25 protein-coding genes are annotated in these 25,114 nt (G+C 34.4%); 15 read left to right on the top strand and 10 right to left on the bottom strand.

The genetic code is table 11. The features are described 5' to 3' along the window. Positions 1-46 precede the first annotated feature (46 nt). Positions 47-1,396, bottom strand: a complete 1,350-nt coding sequence (locus E0W73_RS13880) for a M20/M25/M40 family metallo-hydrolase (protein WP_135222673.1) — start codon at positions 1,394-1,396, stop codon at positions 47-49. 155 nt (positions 1,397-1,551) lie between these two features. On the opposite strand from E0W73_RS13880, the gene E0W73_RS13875 reads away from it, so the two are divergent. From E0W73_RS13875 to E0W73_RS13850, 6 genes are all read left to right on the top strand, one after another. Beyond that, a complete protein-coding gene (locus E0W73_RS13875) occupies positions 1,552-2,403 on the top strand; it encodes a CvfB family protein (protein WP_135222672.1) in 852 nt (283 codons plus the stop codon). Positions 2,404-3,206: 803 nt separating this feature from the next. Further along, positions 3,207-4,040 carry a 1,4-dihydroxy-2-naphthoyl-CoA synthase gene (locus E0W73_RS13870; RefSeq protein WP_135222671.1) on the top strand — a complete coding sequence of 278 codons (834 nt, stop codon included), beginning with the start codon at positions 3,207-3,209 and terminating at the stop codon, positions 4,038-4,040. A gap of 89 nt (positions 4,041-4,129) precedes the next feature. After that, positions 4,130-5,092, top strand: coding sequence for a 1,4-dihydroxy-2-naphthoate octaprenyltransferase (gene menA / locus E0W73_RS13865; RefSeq protein ID WP_135222670.1), 963 nt, complete (start codon positions 4,130-4,132; stop codon positions 5,090-5,092). Between the two features lie 31 nt (positions 5,093-5,123). Beyond that, positions 5,124-5,801 carry a metal-dependent hydrolase gene (locus E0W73_RS13860; RefSeq protein WP_135222669.1) on the top strand — a complete coding sequence of 226 codons (678 nt, stop codon included), beginning with the start codon at positions 5,124-5,126 and terminating at the stop codon, positions 5,799-5,801. Positions 5,802-6,065: 264 nt separating this feature from the next. Next, positions 6,066-7,247, top strand: coding sequence for a tetratricopeptide repeat protein (locus E0W73_RS13855; RefSeq protein WP_135222668.1), 1,182 nt, complete (start codon positions 6,066-6,068; stop codon positions 7,245-7,247). Positions 7,248-7,270: 23 nt separating this feature from the next. After that, positions 7,271-8,326, top strand: coding sequence for an o-succinylbenzoate synthase (locus tag E0W73_RS13850; RefSeq protein ID WP_135222667.1), 1,056 nt, complete (start codon positions 7,271-7,273; stop codon positions 8,324-8,326). Positions 8,327-8,342: 16 nt separating this feature from the next. Here the strand turns inward: E0W73_RS13850 and E0W73_RS13845 are convergent, their stop codons facing one another. After that, complete coding sequence (locus tag E0W73_RS13845) at positions 8,343-8,876, bottom strand: hypothetical protein (protein WP_135222666.1); 534 nt, start codon at positions 8,874-8,876, stop codon at positions 8,343-8,345. A 224-nt stretch (positions 8,877-9,100) separates the two neighbouring features. On the opposite strand from E0W73_RS13845, the gene E0W73_RS13840 reads away from it, so the two are divergent. Further along, positions 9,101-9,577 (top strand): CYTH domain-containing protein, encoded by a 477-nt coding sequence (locus E0W73_RS13840; protein ID WP_135222665.1) that lies wholly within the window; start codon positions 9,101-9,103, stop codon positions 9,575-9,577. 1 nt (position 9,578) lies between these two features. Further along, entirely contained in the window at positions 9,579-10,550 is a 972-nt protein-coding gene (locus E0W73_RS13835) for a YpdA family putative bacillithiol disulfide reductase (RefSeq protein ID WP_135222664.1), read from the top strand. Positions 10,551-10,596: 46 nt separating this feature from the next. Here the strand turns inward: E0W73_RS13835 and E0W73_RS13830 are convergent, their stop codons facing one another. Then, positions 10,597-12,165 carry a protein adenylyltransferase SelO gene (locus tag E0W73_RS13830; protein ID WP_135222663.1) on the bottom strand — a complete coding sequence of 523 codons (1,569 nt, stop codon included), beginning with the start codon at positions 12,163-12,165 and terminating at the stop codon, positions 10,597-10,599. A gap of 21 nt (positions 12,166-12,186) precedes the next feature. Further along, on the bottom strand, positions 12,187-12,720 hold the full coding sequence (gene msrA, locus E0W73_RS13825) for a peptide-methionine (S)-S-oxide reductase MsrA (protein ID WP_135222662.1): 534 nt from the start codon (positions 12,718-12,720) through the stop codon (positions 12,187-12,189). Between the two features lie 184 nt (positions 12,721-12,904). On the opposite strand from msrA, the gene E0W73_RS13820 reads away from it, so the two are divergent. Next, on the top strand, positions 12,905-14,392 hold the full coding sequence (locus E0W73_RS13820; protein WP_135222661.1) for an aminotransferase class V-fold PLP-dependent enzyme: 1,488 nt from the start codon (positions 12,905-12,907) through the stop codon (positions 14,390-14,392). Positions 14,393-14,608: 216 nt separating this feature from the next. Here the strand turns inward: E0W73_RS13820 and E0W73_RS13815 are convergent, their stop codons facing one another. The 5 genes from E0W73_RS13815 to E0W73_RS13795 all read right to left on the bottom strand — a co-directional run bounded on the left by E0W73_RS13815 (position 14,609) and on the right by E0W73_RS13795 (position 17,583). Further along, positions 14,609-15,079: a nuclear transport factor 2 family protein gene (locus E0W73_RS13815; protein ID WP_135222660.1), complete on the bottom strand. Its 471-nt coding sequence runs from the start codon at positions 15,077-15,079 to the stop codon at positions 14,609-14,611. 133 nt (positions 15,080-15,212) lie between these two features. Then, positions 15,213-15,737, bottom strand: coding sequence for a hypothetical protein (locus E0W73_RS13810; RefSeq protein ID WP_135222659.1), 525 nt, complete (start codon positions 15,735-15,737; stop codon positions 15,213-15,215). 9 nt (positions 15,738-15,746) lie between these two features. Further along, entirely contained in the window at positions 15,747-16,223 is a 477-nt protein-coding gene (locus E0W73_RS13805) for a hypothetical protein (protein WP_135222658.1), read from the bottom strand. 6 nt (positions 16,224-16,229) lie between these two features. Continuing rightward, positions 16,230-16,907, bottom strand: coding sequence for a peptidoglycan DD-metalloendopeptidase family protein (locus E0W73_RS13800; protein WP_135222657.1), 678 nt, complete (start codon positions 16,905-16,907; stop codon positions 16,230-16,232). A gap of 10 nt (positions 16,908-16,917) precedes the next feature. Next, entirely contained in the window at positions 16,918-17,583 is a 666-nt protein-coding gene (locus E0W73_RS13795; RefSeq protein WP_135222656.1) for a spermidine synthase, read from the bottom strand. Between the two features lie 63 nt (positions 17,584-17,646). On the opposite strand from E0W73_RS13795, the gene E0W73_RS13790 reads away from it, so the two are divergent. Both E0W73_RS13790 and E0W73_RS13785 read left to right on the top strand, forming a co-directional pair. After that, a complete protein-coding gene (locus tag E0W73_RS13790; protein ID WP_135222655.1) occupies positions 17,647-18,228 on the top strand; it encodes a 1-acyl-sn-glycerol-3-phosphate acyltransferase in 582 nt (193 codons plus the stop codon). A 53-nt stretch (positions 18,229-18,281) separates the two neighbouring features. Beyond that, on the top strand, positions 18,282-19,286 hold the full coding sequence (locus tag E0W73_RS13785; RefSeq protein WP_135222654.1) for a hypothetical protein: 1,005 nt from the start codon (positions 18,282-18,284) through the stop codon (positions 19,284-19,286). Positions 19,287-19,408: 122 nt separating this feature from the next. Here the strand turns inward: E0W73_RS13785 and E0W73_RS13780 are convergent, their stop codons facing one another. Beyond that, complete coding sequence (locus tag E0W73_RS13780) at positions 19,409-19,861, bottom strand: helix-turn-helix domain-containing protein (protein WP_135222653.1); 453 nt, start codon at positions 19,859-19,861, stop codon at positions 19,409-19,411. Between the two features lie 301 nt (positions 19,862-20,162). Here E0W73_RS13780 and E0W73_RS13775 point away from each other — a divergent pair, with 301 nt between their 5' ends. The 4 genes from E0W73_RS13775 to E0W73_RS13760 all read left to right on the top strand — a co-directional run bounded on the left by E0W73_RS13775 (position 20,163) and on the right by E0W73_RS13760 (position 25,090). Continuing rightward, positions 20,163-21,317, top strand: a complete 1,155-nt coding sequence (locus E0W73_RS13775) for a M14 family metallopeptidase (protein ID WP_135222652.1) — start codon at positions 20,163-20,165, stop codon at positions 21,315-21,317. A gap of 77 nt (positions 21,318-21,394) precedes the next feature. Then, a complete protein-coding gene (locus E0W73_RS13770) occupies positions 21,395-21,874 on the top strand; it encodes an Lrp/AsnC family transcriptional regulator (RefSeq protein ID WP_008468989.1) in 480 nt (159 codons plus the stop codon). 92 nt (positions 21,875-21,966) lie between these two features. Beyond that, on the top strand, positions 21,967-24,552 hold the full coding sequence (locus E0W73_RS13765) for a phosphoenolpyruvate carboxylase (RefSeq protein WP_135222651.1): 2,586 nt from the start codon (positions 21,967-21,969) through the stop codon (positions 24,550-24,552). 22 nt (positions 24,553-24,574) lie between these two features. After that, positions 24,575-25,090: a DinB family protein gene (locus tag E0W73_RS13760; protein WP_135222650.1), complete on the top strand. Its 516-nt coding sequence runs from the start codon at positions 24,575-24,577 to the stop codon at positions 25,088-25,090. Positions 25,091-25,114 lie beyond the last annotated feature (24 nt).

Raw genomic sequence — 25,114 nt, 5'->3', positions numbered from 1 at the left:
ATAAAAAAAAGCGCAATAAGTAAATCTATTATTGCGCTTTTTTATTCTAACGAATCGGAATCGGAAAAACAGGAATGCTGGCGTGTCCGAGTGCATCTACAGTTTGAATCGCAAAGAAATAATTGTCTTTTGAATATGGAATTTCAATGTGAGTTTCTTTAGTAAATAATGTCTTTTCCCAATGCGAAGAAGCAGTTTCTCTAATCAAAATCTGATAACCATATTGGGGCTTTCCTTCAGTAGCCGACCAGATTAGAGTAGAGGAGTTCGAAAGTTTTTTTACCTCAATTCCCACATTCACTGGCGCTTTTGGGGACCAAGCTAAATTAGCTAAAACTGCTAGATTGGCGTAAGTATTTTTTCTAAGATATTCAAAATCCATAAATTCAGGGAGATCGCCGTATTTAATATTGTTTTCAGTTCGCAAATCCTGATGCTGGTGGTTAAAATTTTCATTCATTTCACACAAACGCACTGCTGTAAAGCCGTTTTGGCAAAAAGGCGTATGGTCGCCACCACGAAGGTAGCGGTCATTTCTGTAAACCAATTTTACGCTAAGCTGGTCTACATATTGTTCAGTAACCGTTTTAATATATCTTGCCAATAATCGTGATGGGCTGTCATTCTCACGGCTTGTTGCTTTTCTCATTTTAGCTTCTTCCTCGGTTTCTAAAAACGGAATTGTTTCGCTAAAAACGCGTACTTGCGTATTGTCTCTCAAATTAGTTCCGCTTGACAAACTGTTTCCAATCATGTCATTGTTAAGCATTCCGATAATATTCCAATTTGCGGCTTTTGCAGTTTCCGCCAAATGACGAGCACCGTACAAGCCTTGTTCTTCACCGGTAACAGCTACAAATATGATAGTAGCGGGAAAAGATCTTTTGCTCATAACTCTTGCAAGTTCAATAACAGCAGCTACACCAGATCCGTCGTCATTGGCACCAGGAGCATTAGATTTTACATTCATAACATCAGAAACTCTCGAATCAAGGTGACCGCTGATGATAAGAACGCGATCATCTGTTGGATCTGTTCCTTTAAGTGTCGCCATGACATTACCAAGCTGGCTGTCTACCGGAATTCTTTTTCCGTCTGCTTTAACGGTAAAATAATCAATTGTAGCGGTAAGCCTCCCATTAGATTCCAAAGCAAACTTTTCAAATTCAGATTTTACCCATTGCTGTGCGGCCCCGATTCCTTTGGTTTTGCTTTTGGTATCGCTCAAAGTATGACGTGTTCCAAATGAAACTAATTTATGTATTGTAGATTCGAGGTTTTCGGTTTTTATTTCACTAATCATTTTTCTGATTTCCGGATCTTCAGAAACTTGCGAAACGCAGATTTGTCCAAAAAACAAAAGTGCAAATACAGAATAAAACAGGCTCTTTTTCATGAATTTGTAATTAATTTAGAGATTCTCAAATGTAACTAAAAAAAGTGCAATAGATAAAGTGTTTTTATATGCAAAACATTTTTCGGTTACCATTTTCAAACTTCGTACCTTTGCACCTGAAAACACAGTCGATTAAGACTTAGAAACTTAATACAATGCTTGAAATAGGAAAATACAATACACTCACCATATTACGTGATACTAAAGTGGGTTTGTTTTTAGGAGATCCTGAAAATGATCCGGACGGAAAACACGATGTTCTTCTGCCTAATAAATATGTTCCAAATGAATTTGAAATAGGAGAGGAATTAATCGTTTTTGTGTATCTCGATCATGAACAGCGTCCGGTTGCAACTACGCTGGAACCGTATATTTTTTTGAATGAATTTGCGCTTTTACGTGTAAACTACATTAACAATGTCGGCGCTTTTATGGACTGGGGAATGGAAAAGGATATTTTGGTTCCTTTTAAAGAGCAAGCACGTCCTATGGAGAAAGGAAAGCGTTATCTGGTTTATCTTTATATGGATGAGAAAACCAACCGACTCGTGGCTTCAAGCAAAACCAATCAGTTTTTGAGCAACGAAAAACTAACTGTAGAAAAAGGTGAAGAGGTAGATTTAATTGTATCTCATATAACTGAAATGGGAATAAATGTAATTATCAACGAAAAACATAAAGGTCTTTTGTATAAAGATGAAGTTTATGACGATTCGATAAGAACAGGCGACAGAATGCGCGGTTATATCAAGAATATCCGTCCTGATAATAAGATTGATGTGGCGCTTCAAGCACAAGGTTTTCAGAGCATCGAACCAAATGCGGAGAAAATCTTGGACGAACTTAGAGCCAGTCGTGGCTTTTTACGTTTAAATGATGATTCTCATCCCGAAGACATTAAAACGGTACTGAAAATGAGTAAGAAATCCTTCAAAAAAGCAATCGGAAGTTTGTACAAAGAAAAACTGATTGAAATTAAGGAAGACGGGATTTATCTAGTAAATTAAAATTACAATGCTTTTAAATTCAAATTTCAAAATTCAAATTTCAAAATTTAAATTTCAAAATTTAAATTTCAAACTCTAAGTTGGAATTTTGTTTTTTAATTTTTCAAAATAATACAAAAGGCTGCTCATTACAAGCAGCCTTTCGCTTTTTATTCTAGTTTTAAAAAAAATTGTAATTAAAAAAAAACAGAAATAAAATAAATTCGAATCCATCACAGATCAACAGCTTTACGAATTTTAGAAGTTATTCTGATGATGGTATGTCTTTTAAATAATTGATGCATTTATCTCAAAAGCAAAAAGCAATTTCACGGCTGCTCCATTGGTTGATAAAATAACTTTTAGAAAGTGTGACTTAGTATTTTCCTTTTCGCATTCAATTTTATACTAATCATTTATACTATTCTAACATTTAACCTTAGGTGTTACTATTTCTTTCTTGAAGTTTTGACAAACACATAAATCATTTGCTCATCAATTTGTGGTCTTGGTATAAAAACAGAAAAAAAATGAGCGACAATTTTTTTAAATTTTCTCAAAAAAATCATTTTTTAGGTTAATAAATCAGTGAAAGAAAATCAATCTAAAACTCAAGAAATAAAATGTATCTCATTGATTTCTAGGATGTAAAATTACTCATTATTTTTCTAATCAAATGTTAAAAAGTGTTATTTTTTGTAAGTAAATCCCAATTGTTAACATTTGAAGCAAATTTAGCCAACGCTAAAATGAATTTGAGTAGGTAAAAAAATAAAAATGCTTTATTTTTACCTAATAATTATTTTACAAAAAACAAAAAAGAAATGGATTGGATTACAGCCAGAGAATTTGAAGATATAACCTATAAAAAATGCAATGGAGTTGCGAGAATCGCTTTTAACCGCCCAAATGTTAGAAATGCTTTCCGTCCAAAGACAACTTCAGAATTATATCAAGCCTTTTATGATGCTCAGGAAGATACTTCGATAGGAGTAGTGTTGCTTTCTGCTGAAGGCCCATCGACAAAAGACGGAGTTTACTCTTTTTGCAGTGGTGGGGATCAGAATGCACGCGGTCATCAAGGTTACGTTGGCGACGACGGTCAGCACCGCCTAAATATTCTAGAAGTGCAGCGTTTGATTCGTTTTATGCCAAAAGTCGTTATTGCTGTTGTACCTGGTTGGGCTGTTGGAGGCGGACATAGTTTACATGTGGTATGCGATATGACTCTTGCAAGCAAAGAACACGCAATTTTTAAGCAGACAGATGCCGATGTAACTAGTTTTGATGGTGGTTATGGTTCTGCTTATCTCGCTAAAATGGTAGGTCAGAAAAAGGCGCGCGAGATTTTCTTTTTAGGAAGAAATTATTCTGCGCAAGAAGCTTTTGAAATGGGAATGGTAAATGCTGTTGTCCCTCATGACGAATTGGAAGCTACTGCTTACGAATGGGCTCAGGAAATTCTTCAAAAATCACCAACTTCTATCAAAATGCTGAAATTTGCGATGAATTTAACTGATGATGGAATGGTGGGACAACAAGTTTTTGCCGGTGAAGCGACGCGTTTAGCCTACATGACAGAAGAAGCCAAAGAAGGACGAAACGCTTTCTTAGAAAAAAGAAAACCGAACTTCGGAGAAAATAAGTGGATACCTTAAAATTTATAAAATTGTTTCAAGTTTCATATTATCACGCTAACTAACAACTTGAAACCTAAAACTTGAAACTAAATAAACTAAAAAATAGAATGAAACACTGGATTGAAGCAGCAAGACTGCGCACATTACCATTATCAGTTTCCGGAATAATCGTCGGCAGTATCTATGCATTAATACATCCAACAGAAACTATTGCAACGCCAAGCGAAGTTTTCAGCTGGAAAATTTTCGGCTTTGCGTTATTAACCACTTTAGGATTGCAAGTATTATCCAATTTTGCAAATGATTATGGAGATGGTGTAAAAGGTACCGACAATGCTGATCGTGTAGGACCACAACGTGCGATTCAAAGTGGTGTGATTACGCCTCAAGCCATGAAAAAAGCCATAATCATCACATCACTTTTAACTTTATTGTCTGCTGTAACATTGATTTATTTTGCCTTTGGGCGTGATAATTTCGGATATTCTCTATTTTTTCTTGCATTAGGGATTGCGGCAATTGTTTCTGCAATTCGCTACACTGTAGGTAATTCGGCTTACGGATACAGAGGATTTGGAGATGTTTTTGTTTTTGTTTTTTTTGGACTGGTAAGTACTTTGGGAGTTAATTTTTTATACTCGAAAGAAGTTGATGCGCTTTTAATACTTCCTGCAGTTTCTGTTGGTTTGTTGAGCGTTGGCGTATTGAATCTTAACAATATGCGTGATCAGGAATCTGATAAAAAAGCGGGAAAAAATACTATAGTGGTGCAAATTGGAGCAGCAAAAGCAAAAATCTATCATTATACTTTAATCATAACGGCGATGATTGGAGTAGTTGTTTTTGCCATTTTAAGCGATTATAATTTTGATCAATATTTGTTTGCATTGGCTTTTATCCCATTAACCAAAAATTTAATTACCGTTTATAAAAATCAGAATCCTAAACTTTTAGATCCCGAACTAAAAAAACTAGCATTAAGCACATTCTTATTATCTATTTTGTTAACGATTTGTATGACATCTTTACTTTCAGATATCATAGTAAACCTATTTTTAGGAGGTAGATAATTTACGGTTTAACATTAAAAAAATTATAAAAATGAAAATTACATACTACGGACACGCCTCTCTAGGCATTGAAGTTGGAGGAAAACATATTCTTGTAGATCCTTTTATAACAGCAAATCCAAAAGCCTCTTCAATCGACATTAATACGCTAGAAGCTGATTATATTTTAGTAACGCATGCCCACACCGATCATGTTCTTGATATAGAAGCTATTGCGAAACGTACCAATGCGACTATCGTGTCAAACGTCGAAATTGCAGATCATTATGCTGCATTAGGTTTTCAGTCGCACCCTATGAATCATGGCGGAAGCTGGAAATTTGATTTTGGCAAAGTGAAATACGTAGCCGCAATTCATTCCAGCAGTTTTCCCGATGGGAAATATGGCGGAAATCCAGGCGGTTTTGTTATCGAGGGAGAACATAAAAATATTTATATAGCGGGCGATACAGCATTGACTTATGATATGAAACTGATTCCGCTACGAACTAAATTGGATTTGGTGATTCTTCCTGTTGGAAACAATTTTACAATGGATGTAGAAGATGCCATTATTGCATCTGATTTTGTTGAATGCGATAAAATTCTAGGTTATCACTTCGATACTTTCGGATACATCGAAATCAATCACGAAGAATCAATTCGTAAATTTTTTGTTAAAGGAAAAGATTTAATGCTTCTAGAAATAGGAGAGTCTATCGAGTTATAAGTAATCCTACCTTGCCTGCATCTTTCAAGCATTTTCGACGTCTTAAAAGATGCAGTCAAAAACAGGTTTGTGGAATTCCATTTAAATTAAACAAAATAATTCAATAGGGATTGCCGATAAGTCTTCCTAATAAGATATTTGGCATGGTGTATGCTGCACGACAATCTAAGAATGTATAAAAATTAGTAAAATAATCATTTAAAACCTGTTCAATCTGTGGCTAAAAGAGCAATAAACCTTATCTGGGTTTTTAAAAAGTGTATCTTGTTTTTTCTACTGATATTTACCTATAGTTCTTTTGCGCAAAAGGATGGTTTTTGGGACAAAGAAAGAGCTACGACCAAAGAAATAATTGTTTCTGCGCGCGACAGGATTACGGTTGCTACAGAAGACCTTCCGGTTGGAACAACCGAAATTGTATACAGAATTACACTTTTAGACAAAAATCAAGAAATGACCAATAGTCTTGTCTCGGTTCTAAAATCTATTCCGGACCCATACGGAATTGGTCAAGGATCGGCTGGCGCTGTATTTTTGATGTCTAAAATTTCTGGTGATGACGAATGCACTTACTCTGTTTTCACATCAAATGAAAATGCTAAAAAATATGTCGCAGATGGCAAAATCGACAAAGCGTGTTATTCTCAAGCTGAACCTGTAAGCAAAGATGCTAAACGATTGTCGCTCGATAAATCTTCTTGTTTAAAGCAAAACACCACAACAATCTGGTTTGGCTTTGAAAGCAAAAACTGGCTTTTGAACCAAAAAATAGTCCTAGAAGTTGTTCCTTGGGTAGACACAAAACTCAATAGAGGATGGAATCAAGACAACAAAAATGAGATCATCGGCTTGTGCAAAACGTCAACGATGGCTCAAAAAATGGCCGATTCTGACGACTTCTGTGTCTGTATTCTGAATAAAATCATGAAAGAATACCGTTATGACGAATATCAAAAATTATTAGCGGTTGAAAAAACGAAAATTTACAAAGATTTTGGAAACGCCTGCTATAAAGACGCAGACATTTCTAAAAAGATTTTTAATGATTTAAGAGTGCAGTCCGCATCATTGATTAAAAATCAGAAATACAACGAAGCTATTCAAAAACTAAACACCATCATTAGCGAAGGAAAAGCCACAGCTCTTGATTACAGTTCTATTGGATATTGTTATATCTTAACCAAACAATATGCAAAAGCCTTAAAGTCTTTGCAAGAAGGAGAAAAGCTCGATGATACCGAACTGGCCGTAAAACTAAATCTCGCGCACACCTATCTTGTGAGCGACAAATACAGCGAAGCAAAGGCGATTTATAAAAAATACCAATCACAAAACGTAACCGACAGCTTAAGTTGGCTTGAAAAAACAAAAGCTGATTTTGAGGTATTCAAGAAAGCCGGACTTCCGTCGCAAGATTTTGATAAAATCTTGAAACTTTACAATTAACAGACAGTTTAAAATAAATCATTTTGAAAGCATCTTACCACAAATATCTTTTAAATTTTAAACGACCTTCTGGCACTTCAAGAGGAGTGATGACGGAAAAAGAAACCTGGTTTCTGATTTTGGAAGAAAATGGAAAAAAAGGAATTGGAGAATGTGGAATTTTAAGAGGCTTAAGTGCAGATGACCGAGATGATTACGAGGAAAAACTTAAGTGGGTTTGTACTAATATTCATTTAGGAGAAAAGGTTCTTTGGGAATCGCTATTAGAGTATCCTTCGATACAGTTTGGAATCGAGATGGCATTTTTGTCCTTAAAAAGCGAGAATCCGTTTGTCTTGTTTCCTTCAGATTTTACTGACAATGCAGCATCTATTACCATAAACGGCTTGGTCTGGATGGGAGAAGCTGCTTTTATGAAAGATCAGATAGAAGAGAAACTGGCTACGGGATTCAACTGTATAAAATTGAAAATTGGCGCCATAGATTTTCAGAAAGAATTAGAATTATTGGCATTTATACGCAGCCATTTTACGGCAGAACAAATCGAAATTAGAGTAGATGCAAATGGTGCTTTTGTTGAAACTGAAGCTTTAGATAAACTTATTAAACTAAATAGATTTCAGTTACATAGCATTGAACAACCTATAAAAAAGGGAAATAAAAAAGAAATGGCATCCTTGTGTTTGCAAACGCCATTTCCGATTGCGTTAGATGAAGAATTAATTGGAGTATTTTCATTTGAAGAAAAAGAAAAACTGCTGCTAGAAATCAAACCTCAGTACATTATACTTAAACCAAGTTTTATTGGAGGATTTCGAGGTACGCAAGAATGGATTGACCTTGCAGAAAAACACCACATTGGTTGGTGGATTACTTCTGCGCTAGAAAGCAATATTGGTCTCAATGCAATAGCACAATGGACTTTTATGAAAAATTCGGTTATGCCACAAGGTTTGGGGACAGGAGCGCTTTACACCAACAACATTAATTGTCCGCTTGAAGTACGAGATGGAAAACTTTGGTATGAAACTTCAAACAACTGGGATTTTGGATTCTTAAATTTACTTTCAAATTCCTGAAAACACTGGATTCAGACTATTCTTTTCCGCTAAGCAAGTTTTCCTGAAGATCTTTTAATTCTTTCCATTTTCCTTGGTAAGCGAGCGAAGCTTGTTTGGGCCAAGTGATGGGATTGTGAATAGCATAATTTTCACCTCCAGCATCTAATACTGATTGTAATTTTTCTGCAGGTGTTTCCGAAAGTTCGTACCATGTCGTAATACCCGAGTGATGAAACAGCGACTCGATTTTTATTCCGATTCCTTCGATAATTTTCATGTCATTTTCCTTTATTCTTTTCCCCATAACTACTGTGGCGGTTTCGCTGTCAAATAGTACAAAATGCTTATGATTGGCAGAATGAGTTTTTGTCTTAAAAGCCAAGTCTGTTTCTAGAGCTTTAATGCGGTTGAGAAGATTTTTAGTATTCGCATAACAAACATCTAAATCAGATTGAAGCGACGCACTTAGCGTATCGTCTTTTCTTGAATTCATTTTTCCTATAAAATAGCCTGCAATACCACAGATTAATCCAATCAGCACCGGTATTAGTAAATATGTTATATCCATGATGAATTAATTTTAATTGATGACAAATTGAGCAAGAAGTCTGGTTATTTATTTAAGTACTATAAATTTAGTCAATAAAAAACACATAATCGGTTAAAAATCAGTTATATTAATTTTGAATAATGGTTTAATTTTTCTCTAAAATCTCCTTGTTGAATCTGGCAATTCATCCCTAAAAATGGATTAAATTAAGTAACTTGCATAAAAATTAATTGCAGCATAAAATGGTCGAAATAGAAAGAAAGTTTCTTGTAAAATCTGACGACTTTAAGAACCAAGCTTTTGCACAAAATAAGATTGCGCAGGGCTATTTAAGTTCGGTTCCTGAACGTACAGTTCGGGTAAGAATTAAAGGAAATAAAGGATTTATTACTATAAAAGGAATAAGCCAAAGTGGCGGTATGTCTCGTTTTGAGTGGGAAAATGAGATTCCGCTCGAAGAGGCTACAGAGCTATTAAAGCTCTGTGAAAAAGGAAAAATCGAAAAAACCAGATATGAAATAAAATCGGGTTCGCATATTTACGAAGTCGATGAATTTTATGGTGAAAACCAAGGCCTTGTTATGGCAGAAATAGAACTTAAATCTGAAAATGATGTTTTTGAAAAACCTGACTGGCTGGGAGAAGAAGTAACCAACGACGAACGTTACTATAATGCGTACTTAAGTAAAAATCCTTTTAAAGACTGGCAAAAACTATAAAATGACAGTACCAACATACGACCTTATAATTGTAGGAGGTGGCCCAATCGGACTGGCTTGCGCCATTGAAGCACAAAAGAAAAATCTAAATTATTTGATTATAGAAAAAGGAGCTATTGTAAACAGTATTTTCAATTATCCGCTGTATATGACTTTTTTTTCTACTGCCGAACGTCTGGAAATTGGCGATATACCATTTAACTGCTTAGCTCCAAAACCGGGAAGACAGGAAGCATTGGAATACTACCGAAATATTCACCGTTACTTTAAATTCAATATCAATCTTTTTGAAAAGGTAACTGCTGTTCAAAAAAAGCAAAATGAACTTTTTGAAATTAGTACTGATAAAAACACATACCAAGCTAAAAATGTGGTAATAGCCACCGGATTTTATGATATTCCGATAGAAATGAATATTGCTGGAGAAAATCTGCAGAAAGTACGCCATTATTACAAAGAAGCTCATGAATATGCCTTTAGAAAAATCGTAGTGGTGGGTGCCAATAATTCGTCTGTTGATGCAGCTCTAGAATGTTGGAGGAAAGGCGCTGATGTGACAATGGTTATTCGTAAAAACGAAATTAATAATCGCGTTAAATACTGGGTAAAACCTGACATTGAAAACAGAATAGCTGAAGGAAGCATCACGGCCTATTTTGAATCAAATATTACCGAAATCAGAGAAAACGAAGTTGAAATCGATACTCCAAACGGAAAAATAATTATTGAGAATGATTTTGTACTTGCGTTAACCGGATATAAACCTGATTTGGCTTTTCTGGAAAAAATAGGAGTGCAGCTTTCTGATGATGAATTAAAGATTCCCGTTTATAACACAGAAACCATGGAGACAAATGTTAAAGGATTGTTTTTGGCAGGGGTTGTTTGCGGCGGTATGCAGACCCATAAGTGGTTTATAGAAAATTCAAGAATTCACGCCAATCTGATTGTCGATTATATAAAATCTAAATAAAAAAGTAAAGCCTCGTAGTTGATTATCAAAATACGAGGCTTTACTATTAAGAACTGCAGGAAAGCATAGAACAACCGACTTTGGTTCTTGCCCAATCAGGACGTTTTGCAAACCATTTTTGAGATTCCGGCTGCTCATCATAAGGATTTTTCAAAAGTTGAAATAACTCATCAATTAGTGAATAATCATTTTTGTCTGCAGCATCTATTGCTAGTTGCGCCATATAATTTCGAAGTACGTATCTCGGATTAATGGCGTTCATTTTTATCGCTCTTTCTTCATCAGAAAGTAGTTCAGAATTCAGTTTTTTTAAGTAAACCGAAAACCATTTTTGCCATGCGTCTAGCGTTTTATCCCTTATTTCTTCTGGAAGATAAAAAGCATATTCAATCTTTTTTATGGCCAAATCTGCTGAGTCAGTTTTTTGAATTTGGCTTAGATTCCTAAAAAAGATTGTCATATCGGTTTCGGATAATTGCAAAATTTCTTCTAATCCTTTTATGATTTTATCATCAGCTTCACTTGAAGTAAATATTCCTAATTTGCTTAAAAACATTATTTTGTATTCTTCTTCGAAATTAATCATAAAGTCATCTAGGATTTTTTCCAAAGGAGCCGCTTCATTGATTAATGGATAAAGAGCATTAGCTAACTGAAATAAATTCCATTGTGCAACTTGAGGTTGGTTTCCGTAACGATATCTTCTGTTTTGAGAATCTGTAGTATTAGGAGTCCAGTCAGGGTCATAGTTTTCAAGCCAACCGTAAGGACCGTAATCAATCGTAATTCCGTGAATCGACATATTATCAGTATTCATTACGCCATGCACAAAACCCACACGTTGCCAATGCAGGATCATTTCACGTGTTTTGTCGGCTACGGTTTTAAAAAATTGCAGATATTGCTCTTTTGGTTCTCCTGTGATTTCCGGAAAATAATGTCTAATCGTAAACTCCACGAAATTTTTTAAGTTTTTAAGCTCATTTCGGGCAGTCAGCATTTCAAAACTTCCAAAGCGGATAAATGAGGGTGCGACCCTGCAAACTACAGCGCCTTTTTCATATGCCGGATTTCCATTATATAAAATGTCACGCAGAACCTGATCACCAGATAAAATCAGAGAAAGAGATCGGGTAGTTGGAACACCTAAATGATGCATAGCCTCGGCACACAAATATTCACGAACCGAAGACCTTAAAACAGCAAGGCCGTCGGCAGTTCTCGAATAAGGAGTTTTTCCAGCACCTTTTAATTGCAGCGTAAAAAACTCATTGTCATTTTCAACCTCAGTCAAATTAATAGCCCGTCCGTCGCCCAGCTGTCCCGCCCAATTTCCGAATTGATGTCCGGCATAACACATTGCAAAAGGGCGCGTGCCTTCTAGAATTTCATTACCAGAAAAAACGTTAACGAATTCTTTCGTCTGAATTTCGTCCGCGGTTATTCCGACCATTTGAGCGGTTTCCAAAGAGGCATGAATCAGTTCCGGACTAGAAGGCTTTGTCGGATTCACAAAGGAAAACAACGCATCTTTTACCTGACGTACTTCGTTTGTCAGTTCTGGATCAGCGGGTAATTCGGCTGTAAATCGGTTTTTTATTTTTAGATTTTTCATTTTATAAATTTATTCACTAAATCAATCGACCAATCGGTCAGCATAGAGTTTTTTAAGCTTTTGTATTTTCGGATCGATCACCACTTGGCAATATCCAGCTTCTTGATTTTCATTATAGTAGTTCTGATGATACTCTTCAGCTTCATAAAAAACTTCAAATGGTTTTAATTGCGTCACAATATGATCTGCATATATCGGCTGTACTTCATTGAAAACCTTTTCTGCAATTTCTTTCTGTGTTTCATCGTGATACAAAATTATAGAACGGTATTGTGTTCCGCTGTCACCACCTTGGCGATTTAATGTAGTTGGATCATGGCTTGTCATGAAAATGAAAATCAAGTCATGATATGAAATTATGTCAGGGTCGAATGTTACTTGGATAACTTCGGCATGTCCGGTTCTGCCAGTGCATACCTCTCGATATGCCGGATTTTTGATAAACCCATCTGAGTAACCAGATTTTATTGATTCAACACCTCTTAAACGCTGAATTACAGCCTCTATACACCAAAAACAGCCTCCGCCGAACGTAGCAGTTGATAAATTTCCCATAAATAAAAACTTTAAAGATTTTTAATTGCCTATTAATCCGATAGAATATTATGATAAATTATTAAAAAAAGATTGTTTTAGTTAAATATACTAACGGGTTATCTAATATTTGAAGTTTAGTATTGATAAATTCGCAATTTTGTAAAAAAACAATATATTTGCAGTCAAACAGACAGGCACACTAATGGATAACAAAAATAGTACCATCACGCTAGAAACTTATTTTCAGCAGTTTAGAAAAAATATTGTTGGCATAAATCAGCAGTTTACTTCTCCTTTTGGACAAAAAGAAATAGTTTACACAGACTGGACTGCCAGCGGGCGCTTATATCGCACGATTGAGGAAAAACTATTGAATCACTTTGGCCCATTTGTGGCCAATACTCATACAGAAACCACTGTGTCAGGTACTGCCATGACAAAAGCGTATCATCATGCTAGACATATCATTAAGCGTCATACAAACGCCGATCATGATGATGTGCTTATTACCGATGGAACAGGAATGACTGGTGTAATCAATAAGTTTCAACGTATTTTAGGTTTGAAAGTTCCTGAAAACCTAAAAAGCTTTACGACTATTCCTGCTGAGAAAAAGCCTATTGTTTTTATTTCTCATATGGAACACCATTCGAATCAGACTTCTTGGCTGGAGACTATAGCGGATGTTGAAATTATTCCTTCTTGCGAGAAAGGACTTTTCAGCCTGGAGAATTTAGAAATTCTTCTTCAGAAATATAACGACAGAACTATCAAGATCGCATCTATAACCGCCTGTTCTAATGTTACGGGTTTAAAAACGCCTTTTCATGAAGCCGCAAAATTGATGCATCAGTACCATGGTGTTTGTTTTGTCGATTTTGCTTGCTCAGGTCCGTATGTTGAAATCAATATGCATCCTGAAGATCAAGAGGCTTATTTGGATGCTATCTTTTTTTCGCCACATAAATTTTTGGGAGGCCCTGGGACTTCTGGAGTTTTGATTTTTAATAAAAAATTATACAATAATATGATTCCGGATTGTCCGGGTGGAGGAACGGTTAGTTGGACAAATCCATGGGGTGAGCATAAATATATTGACAATATTGAAGATCGTGAAGATGGTGGAACACCAGGATTCTTGCAAGTGATCAAGACCGCTTTGGCAATTGAACTGAAAGAAGAAATGGGAATTGAAAACATTTTGGAGCGCGAGCACGAAATTGTCGATTTTGTTTTCTCTGAGTTGGAACCTGTTTCAAATATCAAAATATTGGCGGGACAGCATAAAGATCGTCTTGGTGTTGTTTCTTTCTTTATTGAAAATCTTCATTTTAATCTGGGGGTTAAAATTTTAAACGATAGATTCGGAATACAGACTAGAGGAGGCTGTAGTTGTGCTGGAACTTACGGCCATTATTTACTGCATGTTGACCAAGAAACTTCTAACAAATTGGTAAACGAAATCACAATCGGCGATTTGATTAAAAAACCAGGATGGATCAGAATGTCTATACATCCGACTACGACAGATGAAGAAATTGCTTATGTATGCAAAAGCATTAAAGAATTAGCGGCGAACCATGAAAATTGGGCTTTAGACTATTCTTATAATAAAAATACAAACGAATTTATTCATAAAAATGCCACTTCATTTGAGGATGAGCTTGTAGCAAGCTGGTTCAAATCGTAAGGAAACCAAATACTTCAACATAGAATCTCAAAATAAAAACAAACCCCGAAAAATCGTAAGTTTTCGGGGTTTGCCTTTTTTCTTATGAAAATTATCTGTTCTTTTTTAGCCCTGATAGAAGAGGAAATTCTTTTATGCTGGGGTTCAGCATAAAAGATTGGAACGGATAGCAGGACTTTACGATTTTAAAAAAAATGAAACGTACTGCTCTAAATATTATTTATTTTGCTGAAACTTCCTGAGCGATAATAAAGCCTGTTTTTGAACTTTCTTTTGAAAAAAACCTGTCCAACCAAGAAGATATCCAGTAGTGCCGAAAGCCTGTTTTGACCATTTCCACATATCAAAATTGTCGGTGTGCTTTATGATGAGCCCGTCTTTAAATACAAATTCTGCCGCAACCTTATTGACAACTTGTCTATTTGTTTTGCTAAAATTGTATTCAGCGGTCCAATTCGCAGAGCCGGTTTCATTGTCAGCTCTAACATTTGAAAATTGGATTTTGATATTTCCTTTGCCTCTCGAAAGGAGCATTTCCCACATTTTGCACACCTGATTTTCTTTCAACAAACCAAATGCAGGATCAACAAAATGAATTTTCGGATGATAGCATTCGCACATAGTTGCAGCATCAGAATTGGCAAAAGCTGTATAAAATTTTGTAATTAGGGCCTCGTTTGCATTCATTGAGATAGCATATAAAGAAATTATTATAAATTAACCTGTTTGGTGTAATTCCTATTTTTTTTTATTGAACACATAGATTTTTGCAGCTCTAAATGTACGTTTCTATGTGTTTAAATTAATTTCACCCAACAGGTTATAAGTTACTAATTTCTTTTGCAGTATCAAAAGTTTTTTTAGACTTATCGAAGGCTGTTGAGAAATAATTCATTCTGTTGTAAGCTGTAAAGTGTCCGGTTTGGCTTCCTAAATTATTTGGCCCTCCGGCTATGATAAAGCGTACAGCGTAAATATCTGTTTTTCTGAGTTTTTGCCATTCTGCCGGAGTAAAATAATAATAAGAAGTTGTGGTGCCGTCTGCTGATTCTTTTACATTTTTGTCAGTGCAGGCAATTACGTCGCCATTGGTAAGATCTACATAGACACCACCAGCTATCCTTGCTTGGCTGTTTGCTGTAGTTATAGTAAGTTTTAAAATGCCGCCCTTGTCTGTTTTTGCAATCTGAACATTTATTTCTCCTGTATAAGCATATTTTTCACAAATAAAAGTATACGTCTTAGTTGCTGGAAATGGTGCCGAACCTTTTACGCTGATGGTTTCTTGTGCATTTGTGAAGCTTACAAATAATATTGCAAATAAAAGAGACAGTTTTAATTTCATAGATATACTTTATTGTTCATTTAGTTTGGCATCAAATTTTTCGTCCCAATCCATAGATTTAATAGCTGAGACCAAATTTTCGTCATTTACAAAAACACGTAGTTCCTTATTGGCAACTTTTTTAGTGTACAAAGCACGGTAGCGGTAGATCACCTCATTTTTGGTTTTGTAGACACCATCCAATTTCAAATCAATAAAGCTTCCGTAGTACTGTCTAAATCTTGTACAGGTCTTTGTAAGACGTTCTTCTGTCGTATTTTCTCGTACAGATTGTGTAACTTCCGTTTCATTAAAAGGTTTAAACTTTGAAGTGTTACAAGTCTCGAGAACCCTTTTTCCTAATTCGTAAGCTTTTTGCTGTTGATTTGCATTTATTTCTGCGCCCGTGATTTTTTTTATTTTTAAATCTTCGGTATCTCTGCTAATGTTTTTAGACTTACATCCAATTAATAACAACAAACATATAATCAATCCTGCTTTCTTCATAACTATTTAAGTAATTTTTAATAATAAGTTAGGGTCGGGGCAGTTTTCTATGTAAAAATTAAGATCGCTTGTATTGCAAACTCCTGGGTAATCTCCCCAATAATCTTCGATATTTTTTATGATTTGAAAATGGACATGCGGTGCATAATCTCCATTTACTGAAGCATTTCCAAGAGATCCAATCTTTTCTCCTTTTTTAAAACTGTCGCCAACGGTTAAGTTTTCTATACTTTCTAACGACAAATGTCCGTATAAAGTATAAAATTTTTCATTTTCTACTTCGTGTTCCAAAATTATAGTCGGGCCGTAATCTCCCAAGCCCACATTATTTTTAAAGCTGTGCACTTTTCCGTCTATCGCGGCTAAAACTGAAGTGCCTGCTTTTGTCCATAAATCTACGCCTATATGAATATTGCGTTCCGGAATAGAATCGTTTTTAAAAATTGAACTCCTTTTATACAACGAACGTCCTTCTATGTAACCTCCAAAAGCAACTTTCGCATTGGTTTCTTCAAGATAGTTTGAAATGAAATTTTCAAAATCTTGAGCAGTTTCCGGTTTTTGTTTTACTAATTCCTGATTAGTAATCGATAAATCTAGAGGTTTATATTCTGAAAAATCAATAGAAGAATCGATTATTTTGGCAGGAGGAAGGTTGTTCAAAATAGAAGTTAAAGGTTTCATATGTACTATTTTAGGCGACTTTTTCTATTATAATTAATTCATTATGATCTTCGATGCGAGGAAGCGTTTTGGTTTTAAACAGTTTCGGATTAATCTCAGAAATATACTTGCGATTCCGAACATTATGAGCCTCATCCAGAATCATGGTATTGAATAAAACAAAACCCTCATCTTTTAGAAGATAGCAAATCCTTTCGCTGAAAAATTTCTCAAACAAAAAATTCGGCATATGCGTATCCTCAAAAATATCGATTATAATAAGGTCGTACTTTTCTTTTGTTTTTAAAGTAAACTCAAACGCATCGTCAATAATGATATCAAACTTTTTAATTTCATTTAGGTTGAAATATTTATTTGCAACCTCGATCATTTCAGGATCTATCTCTATTCCAGTAATTTTTCCCTTATATTCAATTTCGTCTACTAGTGTTTTTACTACGCTTCCGCCAGCAACGCCAAGTAGCAAAATATGATCCATTTCTATAATTTTTTGGTAACCAATATTTCTGAGACCGTATCGTAAAATTCTTTGTAGGCTTCCGTATGAGTAGTTTGTGTTTTGAGAATCTAAAACTAGTTCTCCATTTGCCCATGTAACTTCTATTGTTTTACTTCTTGATGATTTCTTTTTGAATATTTTTATAGGAATGAAATAACTGAACAATTTCTGAATCATTTTGAATGCTTTTTCTCAAATTTACCATTAAATCTTTTATTTTGCATCAAAAAAATATCAGAAATGAAAAAAATACTCTATAAGTTTATATTTTTTAAGCTAATGGGCTGGAAGATAGAAGGAATGGAAAATGCTAAAGTTAAAAAATGTATTCTTATGGTTATGCCTCACACCAGTAATCATGATTTTTATATCGGATTGTTGACTCGTGGTATCTCAGGCCTTCAGATGAATTGGGTCGGAAAGAAAGAGCTTTTCAGATTTCCTTTCGGATATTACTTTAGAAATGTAGGAGGTGAGCCGCTGGATCGTTCGGGCGGTTTGAATAAAGTGGATTCGATTGCAGCAATTTTTGACCGCAAAGAAATATTTCGTCTTGCAGTTGCTCCAGAAGGAACTCGAAAAGTTGTTAAAGGAATAAAAACTGGATTTTATTATATTGCGCTTAAAGCGAATGTGCCAATTGTACCAGTAGCTTTTGATTGGGGAAAAAAGACAGTTAGTTTCGGGGAGGAATTTTGGCCAACCGGAAATTTTGACTCTGATTTTGAAATCATAAAAAAACACTATCGAGGTGTTTTGGGGAAAATTCCTGAAAATGGTTATTCATTTAAAGAAGAAGAACAGCATTTATTAAATCAGTAAAACCAATCAAACAAGTTTTTCGTAAGTATAATTAACTATCAAAAATTATATATATGAAAAAACTTTTTATTACATCGGCCTTTTTATTTATCATTTTTACGTCGTGCGACAGCAATGATTCTGAGAACACAAATTCAACTGAAGCTGTTCTAGTAACATCCAGCAACACATCTGGAAAAATTACTTATCAAGATTTATTATCAACTTCAGCAATGGTTAAATCCTTTACTATTGCATCATTAGACGCTGAGGGGGTCTCATACAATAGCGATACAGATGCAATTATTGTTGCTTCAAGAACTAATAATAAACTAGAAACTTACACTGGTGTAAAAGAAGCAGTAAAAACAGGTCTTGATAATTTAAAGTTGACTTTGAGTAGCTTGAATACTGAATTTACAAATGCAAGAGAAACTGCTGTTTCCGGAGATATAGTTATCGTTGCACAAGATCAGCTTGCTTCAAACGGAATGACAAATAAACTTTTTGTTTATAAAAAAACCGCAACTGGCTTTTCTCTTTTAAAAACATTTACAACCGATTTTAAATTATGGGGAATTCATCTAAATGGAAATGATTTGTATGCTGTAGCCGATCTAACTGGTGACATTGTTTTGTTTAAAGATTATATGAATAATGCATCTGGAGTAATTACAGCAACAAAAAGAGTAACTATTGCAGGTCTCGTTCGTACTCACGGAATTACTTATTCTGCTTCAGATGATACTATGATTTTAACAGATGTGGGAAGCGCAACTTCTGGAACTGATGGTGGACTGATTTTTATAAAAAACTTTACAAGCGTATTTAACTCAACTTCTGCTGGAGGAACAATTGCACAGACAAATCAAATAAGAATTTATGGGTCAAACTCGCTTTTAGGAAATCCTGTTGATGTCGCTTACGATCATGTTACAAAAAAGGTTTATGTTGCTGAAAGATTAAATGCGGGAGGAGAAGTTCTAACTTATACCTATCCAACAGCGTCTGGTGATTTTGCTCCAACTAATGTAAGATTAGAAGCGGGTGTGACGTCTGTTTTTGTTTTTAGAAAATAACTTTCAAAAAAATACTATTTAGCCTGATTCAGAATTCTGAATCAGGTTTTTTTTCAAATGCGTGAGAATCGCGTATTTGAAAATTTTCTGAACCAATCTCCGAATATGCGCTAATTTTTAAACTACGGATTATATACCTTAAAAGTACCATTTCTATAAAAAAAGACAATTTTCTCAATTTGCTCGTCGGGTTTTGAAATGATGTTTAAATTTTCAGTTGCTACTACTTTGTCTGAAGGTTTTGATTCTTTACCAAAATCAATTGATGAAAACAAATCCTGTACTCCTGAAATTTCTGATTCAATAGGAGTAGAGATTTTAGAACTTTTAGATGAGTCGTCGTTATATAATTTAGGAAAATTTCCAGTTCCGTTTAAAATCCAATACAGATCTACATCCGGAAAAACTTCTATTATTTTCATTATAAAATCTAGACTAGGTTTGTTTCTTCCCGAAAGAAGATGCGACATACTAGATCGCTGTACACCAATTTTATCAGCAAAAGCAGATGCGTTCAAGCCATAGTAATCCAGTATTGCTTCAAGTCTCTTTACAAAATCATCGATGTTTACCATTGTAAATTATCGTTTTAAATTACGCTGTTTACAAATGTAATTAAAAAAGAAAAGAAAAGCAATTTATATTCAAACTATCATTTACAAGACTGGATTTTAATTAAACAAAGACTTTAAATATTTATTTTAACTTATTGATTATTAATATTTAGAATACTAAATAATAATCTAATAACATTTGTTAACTCATAAATCACCTCACAGCAAAAACGACTGTTTACAAATCTAAATTCCCTTTAATTTTTCAAGTTTACAATTGTAAAAATAAAGATGTTTACTTTTGTAAACTAATCAAAACACAATGAATTTAGAAGAACTTTTTAATCAAAACAAAGAAAAGTCAATTTCAGGAAGATATCTGACTTTAGATCATATAACACCTTTATTAGATAAACTAAATACAGATAATCAAGTTAAGGTAATTGGAAAATCCGTTTTAGGCGAACCTATATATAGTTATCAAATCGGAACAGGAGAAACTCGTATCTACCTATGGTCGCAGATGCACGGCAACGAGAGCACGACTACAAAAGCTTTATTTGATTTTATAAATGTGCTAAATAGCGGATCTGAATATGCTCGTAGAATGCTTGAATCCTTTACCTTTTATGCGATTCCGATGCTAAATCCAGATGGTGCAAGACTATATACACGTGTCAATGCCAACGAAGTAGATCTAAATCGTGATTCGCAAGCTTTAACTCAGCCAGAAAGCCAGATTCTGAGAGAGGTTTTTGAAAGTTTCAACCCTCATTTCTGTTTTAATCTTCATGATCAGCGTACTATTTTTGGCGCTGGAGATACAGGCAAGCCCGCAACTGTTTCTTTTTTGGCGCCTTCATTTAATGAAGCTCGCGACATGAATGAAAACAGACTCATTGCTGTAAATCTTATTGCAGGTCTAAATGATATGCTGCAAAAGTATATACCTGGACAAGTAGGTATATTTGATGACTCATTTAATATCAATTGTATAGGAGACACTTTTCAGTTTTTGGGCGTACCCACTATACTTTTCGAAGCGGGCCACTTTCCAGAGGACTACGATAGGGAAGTGACTCGAAAATTCATATTTTTCTCACTTACTACGAGCTTTCAGCTAATTTCCGAAAACGTTTTAGTAGACAATCGAATTAATGATTATTTGAATATTTCACAAAATAAAGTGGTTTTTTATGATTTTATGTATAAAAATGTCAAAATAAATTATGATGGTATCGAAATTATTACGAATTTTGTCGCACAATACAAAGAAGAATTAATCGAAAATAAGATTCAATTTAACGCTTATATAGTTGAAACTGGTGAATTAGAAAATTATTTCGGTCATTACGAATATGATGCTCAAGGTGCATTATATTCAGATGATTCTGATAATATTCCGAAATCGAATCAAAAAGCAAATTTTTATTTAAATAAAAATGTTAAATTTGTTAACGGATCAATAAAAAGTTAATTTTTATGTGAATTTGTTGTTTTTTATATATAATTTTATACTTTGTAATAGCAATTAGTAATATTAATTAAAGAATTATGAGTAAATTTCGTTTAGATGAAGTAGATCACCAGATTTTAGATATGTTAATAGACAACACGAGAGTACCGTTTACTGACATTGCAAAAAAGTTATTGATATCTGCTGGAACAGTACATGTTAGAGTAAAAAAGATGGAAGACGCAGGTATTATAATGGGTTCTTCATTGGCCTTAGATTATGATAAACTAGGGTATTCGTTTATTGCTTATGTGGGTGTATTCCTGAATAATACGTCTCAAACAAAATTTGTATTAGAGCGAATCAATCAAATTCCATTCGTAACAGTAGCATCTGTAACTACAGGAAAATTCAATATCTTTTGTAAAATTAGAGCAAAAGACACTAAACACGCTAAAGAAGTTATCTTTATGATTGACGACATTGATGGTGTTTACAGAACAGAAACAATGATTTCATTAGAGGAAAGTATTAACGATAAGAAGCGTTTGATGCATACTATTTTCAAAAATATGTAAGAACTCTTCTTGAATGCTATATTACAATATAACCTCAAGTTTATTCTTGGGGTTTTTTTATGACTAATTAACCAACCAACTATAACACGATTATGTATACGTTGCCAAAAATTGAGCGTTTTAATCAAGATGTTCTCTCAAAATACCACATTTATAATAGTGTTTTTATAACATTGCCTTTTGATTCTATAGATAATACGGGAGTTTTGCTGCCATTATTTACAGAAACTTGTGAAACTGGATTTAAAAAACAAGAAACGCCAAAAGAAATCTTTGATTTTTTCTCAAATAAATTTCTAAACAATGCTTCTGAACAGGAAAAAATCGAGCTTATGTTTCGATTTATTCAATATATAGAACGCCAGATTGTACTGTTTGACGCTATTGAAGACGCCGCATTTCCGGTAGTAAACAATATGGAAGGGCGAGGATCTTTACGAGATATTAAAGAAAAGTCGGATGCGAGGGAAAAAGATGATGAATTGATAGATTTCTTAGAAAACTTTAATGTTCGTACCGTTTTAACTGCGCACCCAACTCAATTTTATCCTGGTCCAGTTTTAGGAATTATCAACGACTTGACCGAGGCGATTCGTCAGAATGATTTATTGAAAATCAAACAATTACTAGCTCAGTTAGGGAAAACTCCTTTCATACAAAAAGAAAAACCAAATCCGTATGACGAAGCTGTTAGCTTGATATGGTATTTAGAGAATGTATTTTATGCTACAGCTGGAGAAATAGTACATTATCTTCAGAAAAACATTCTAGACGGAAATGCGATTCAGAATCAACTAATAAAATTAGGATTCTGGCCAGGAGGTGACCGTGACGGAAATCCTTTTGTAACAACAGATATTACGCTTAAAGTAGCAGACCGTCTTCGCACCTCTATTTTAAAGTGTTATTATGTCGAAATGAGGAATTTAAAGCGTAAGCTAACTTTCTCAGGAGTAGATACTTTGGTGTCGGATCTTGAACATAAACTTTATCGTTCTGTATTTTATTCCAAAGGTGAAATTTTTATCACTTTAGAGGAATTATTAACGCAGCTAAATAAAATTAGAGCTATAATTATTGAGAAACACCAGTCTCTTTATTTAGATGAATTAGAAGCCCTTCTTGTAAAAATCAATTTGTTTGGATTCCATTTTGCAACTTTAGATATTCGCCAGAATAGCAAAATTCATAACGCTGTTTTTAAGGATGTTGTGAATTATTACCTAAATTCTGGCTCAACGATTTTCCCTGCCAATTACTTTGATTTATCGGAGGAAGAGAAACTTGTAGTTTTATCTAAAGTTCAAGGAGATTTGAATCCTGCTGATTTTGAAAATGAAATTACAAGATCTACTTTAGAATCTGTTCAGGCAATTAAAACCATTCAGCAAAACAATGGAGAAGAGGGAGCAAATCGTTATATCATTAGTAACAACGAAAGCGCTCTGAATGTAATGGAAACTTTTGCTATGATTCGCCTTCATAATTGGGAAAATCCAACTGTAGATATCATTCCGCTTTTCGAATCTGTTGATGATTTGCAGAATGCGCATCAGGTTATGGAGCAATTATATACTAATCCAGAATATTCGAAACATCTTAAAGCTCGTGGAAATAAGCAAACCATTATGCTCGGTTTTTCTGACGGAACCAAAGATGGAGGATATCTCATGGCAAACTGGAGTATTTATCAAGCAAAAATCTCATTGACAGAAATTTCTAGAAAATATGGAATTAAAGTGATTTTCTTTGATGGTAGAGGGGGACCTCCAGCACGTGGTGGTGGAAAAACACATAAATTCTACGCTTCGTTGGGACCAAAAATTGAGAACAACGAAATTCAAATCACAGTTCAAGGCCAGACAATTAGCTCGAATTTCGGAACATTAGATTCTTGTCGATATAATATCGAAAATTTATTAAGTGCAGGTGTCACTAATCAGGTGTTCAGTAAAGAGAAAAATGAGTTGACTGCAGAAGAAACTCAGATTTTAACTGAATTGGCTGATTTGGGATATAACAAATATTTAGGTTTAAAGAATCACCCTAAATTTATTCCGTATTTAGAAAAAATGAGTACTTTGAAATATTACTCAAAAACCAACATAGGAAGCCGTCCTTCTAAAAGAAGCAAATCAGAAGCTTTAGATTTTGCTGATCTTAGAGCAATTCCGTTTGTGGGATCATGGAGCCAGTTAAAACAAAATGTGCCTGGATTTTTTGGTGTAGGAACCGCTTTGAAACATTTTGAAGAAACCGGACAATGGAATAAAGTAAGCGACTTGTACCATAATTCGTTGTTTTTTAGAACGCTTTTGGAAAACAGTATGATGTCGTTGGCTAAATCATTTTTGCCATTAACGGCCTATATGCAAAAAGATCCAGAATTTGGAGAGTTTTGGCAGATTATCAATAACGAATTTCAGGAAACAAAACGTCTGTTGCTTAAAATCGCAGATCACAAAACGCTGATGGAAAATTATCCAGACGGTATTGCTTCTATTCAAATAAGAGAACGTATTGTATTGCCATTATTGACAATTCAGCAGTATGCATTACTGAGAATCAATGAATTAAACAAAGAAAGTTCAGTAAACGAGGAACTTGTAAAAGTTTACGAAAAGATCGTAACAAGGTCATTGTTTGGAAATACTAATGCAAGTAGAAATTCTGCTTAAGAAAAACTTTAATTAGAAAAAAATGTACGCAAACCAGTTATTAGAAAATGAATATTCAGGTCATTTTGGAACTTACATTAAACAAGCCGGAGACGGAAAATTGATTGAAGAACTTGAAATTTCGCTTCATGAGTTTATCAAATTTGTTCAAAATATTCCGCTTGATAAATTTGATTATCGGTATGCAGAAGGAAAATGGACCATTAAAGATATTATTCAGCATGTAATTGACACTGAACGTATTTTTTGTTATCGTGCCTTGCGTTTTTCTAGAAATGACAAAACGCCTTTGCCTAGTTTTGAGGAAAATGATTACGCAGATAATACCGATTCGAACAGCAGAAGTATTCAAGAATTGTTAACTGAGTTTTCAGCGGTAAGACATTCAACCTTATTGTTTTACAAAAGCCTATCTGAAGAACAACTTAAAAGACTAGGGACGGCTTCAAACAATCAGATTTCTGTAAGAGCTTTAGGTTTTGTTATGATCGGACACGTAAAACACCACCAAAAAGTTTTTGAAGAAAGATATTTGTAAAGTTCGAATTTAATGATAAATCAA

It is taken from the genome of Flavobacterium foetidum (assembly GCF_004634245.1).
Classification (GTDB): domain Bacteria; phylum Bacteroidota; class Bacteroidia; order Flavobacteriales; family Flavobacteriaceae; genus Flavobacterium; species Flavobacterium foetidum.
The sequence above is the reverse complement of the archived record's forward strand: the minus strand, read 5'-3'. Positions and strand labels throughout refer to the sequence as shown.

Coding starts and splice junctions, on each gene's coding strand:
- E0W73_RS13845 (WP_135222666.1), bottom strand. CDS start 8,876: ATGGATATAACATATTTACTAATACCGGTGCTGATTGGATTAATCTGT.
- E0W73_RS13775 (WP_135222652.1), top strand. CDS start 20,163: ATGAATTTAGAAGAACTTTTTAATCAAAACAAAGAAAAGTCAATTTCA.
- E0W73_RS13805 (WP_135222658.1), bottom strand. CDS start 16,223: ATGAAGAAAGCAGGATTGATTATATGTTTGTTGTTATTAATTGGATGT.
- E0W73_RS13835 (WP_135222664.1), top strand. CDS start 9,579: ATGACAGTACCAACATACGACCTTATAATTGTAGGAGGTGGCCCAATC.
- E0W73_RS13875 (WP_135222672.1), top strand. CDS start 1,552: ATGCTTGAAATAGGAAAATACAATACACTCACCATATTACGTGATACT.
- menA (WP_135222670.1), top strand. CDS start 4,130: ATGAAACACTGGATTGAAGCAGCAAGACTGCGCACATTACCATTATCA.
- E0W73_RS13785 (WP_135222654.1), top strand. CDS start 18,282: ATGAAAAAACTTTTTATTACATCGGCCTTTTTATTTATCATTTTTACG.
- E0W73_RS13795 (WP_135222656.1), bottom strand. CDS start 17,583: ATGATTCAGAAATTGTTCAGTTATTTCATTCCTATAAAAATATTCAAA.
- E0W73_RS13820 (WP_135222661.1), top strand. CDS start 12,905: ATGGATAACAAAAATAGTACCATCACGCTAGAAACTTATTTTCAGCAG.
- E0W73_RS13815 (WP_135222660.1), bottom strand. CDS start 15,079: ATGAATGCAAACGAGGCCCTAATTACAAAATTTTATACAGCTTTTGCC.
- E0W73_RS13860 (WP_135222669.1), top strand. CDS start 5,124: ATGAAAATTACATACTACGGACACGCCTCTCTAGGCATTGAAGTTGGA.
- E0W73_RS13780 (WP_135222653.1), bottom strand. CDS start 19,861: ATGGTAAACATCGATGATTTTGTAAAGAGACTTGAAGCAATACTGGAT.
- E0W73_RS13870 (WP_135222671.1), top strand. CDS start 3,207: ATGGATTGGATTACAGCCAGAGAATTTGAAGATATAACCTATAAAAAA.
- E0W73_RS13760 (WP_135222650.1), top strand. CDS start 24,575: ATGTACGCAAACCAGTTATTAGAAAATGAATATTCAGGTCATTTTGGA.
- E0W73_RS13800 (WP_135222657.1), bottom strand. CDS start 16,907: ATGAAACCTTTAACTTCTATTTTGAACAACCTTCCTCCTGCCAAAATA.
- E0W73_RS13790 (WP_135222655.1), top strand. CDS start 17,647: ATGAAAAAAATACTCTATAAGTTTATATTTTTTAAGCTAATGGGCTGG.
- E0W73_RS13880 (WP_135222673.1), bottom strand. CDS start 1,396: ATGAAAAAGAGCCTGTTTTATTCTGTATTTGCACTTTTGTTTTTTGGA.
- E0W73_RS13770 (WP_008468989.1), top strand. CDS start 21,395: ATGAGTAAATTTCGTTTAGATGAAGTAGATCACCAGATTTTAGATATG.
- E0W73_RS13810 (WP_135222659.1), bottom strand. CDS start 15,737: ATGAAATTAAAACTGTCTCTTTTATTTGCAATATTATTTGTAAGCTTC.
- E0W73_RS13765 (WP_135222651.1), top strand. CDS start 21,967: ATGTATACGTTGCCAAAAATTGAGCGTTTTAATCAAGATGTTCTCTCA.
- E0W73_RS13840 (WP_135222665.1), top strand. CDS start 9,101: ATGGTCGAAATAGAAAGAAAGTTTCTTGTAAAATCTGACGACTTTAAG.
- E0W73_RS13830 (WP_135222663.1), bottom strand. CDS start 12,165: ATGAAAAATCTAAAAATAAAAAACCGATTTACAGCCGAATTACCCGCT.
- msrA (WP_135222662.1), bottom strand. CDS start 12,720: ATGGGAAATTTATCAACTGCTACGTTCGGCGGAGGCTGTTTTTGGTGT.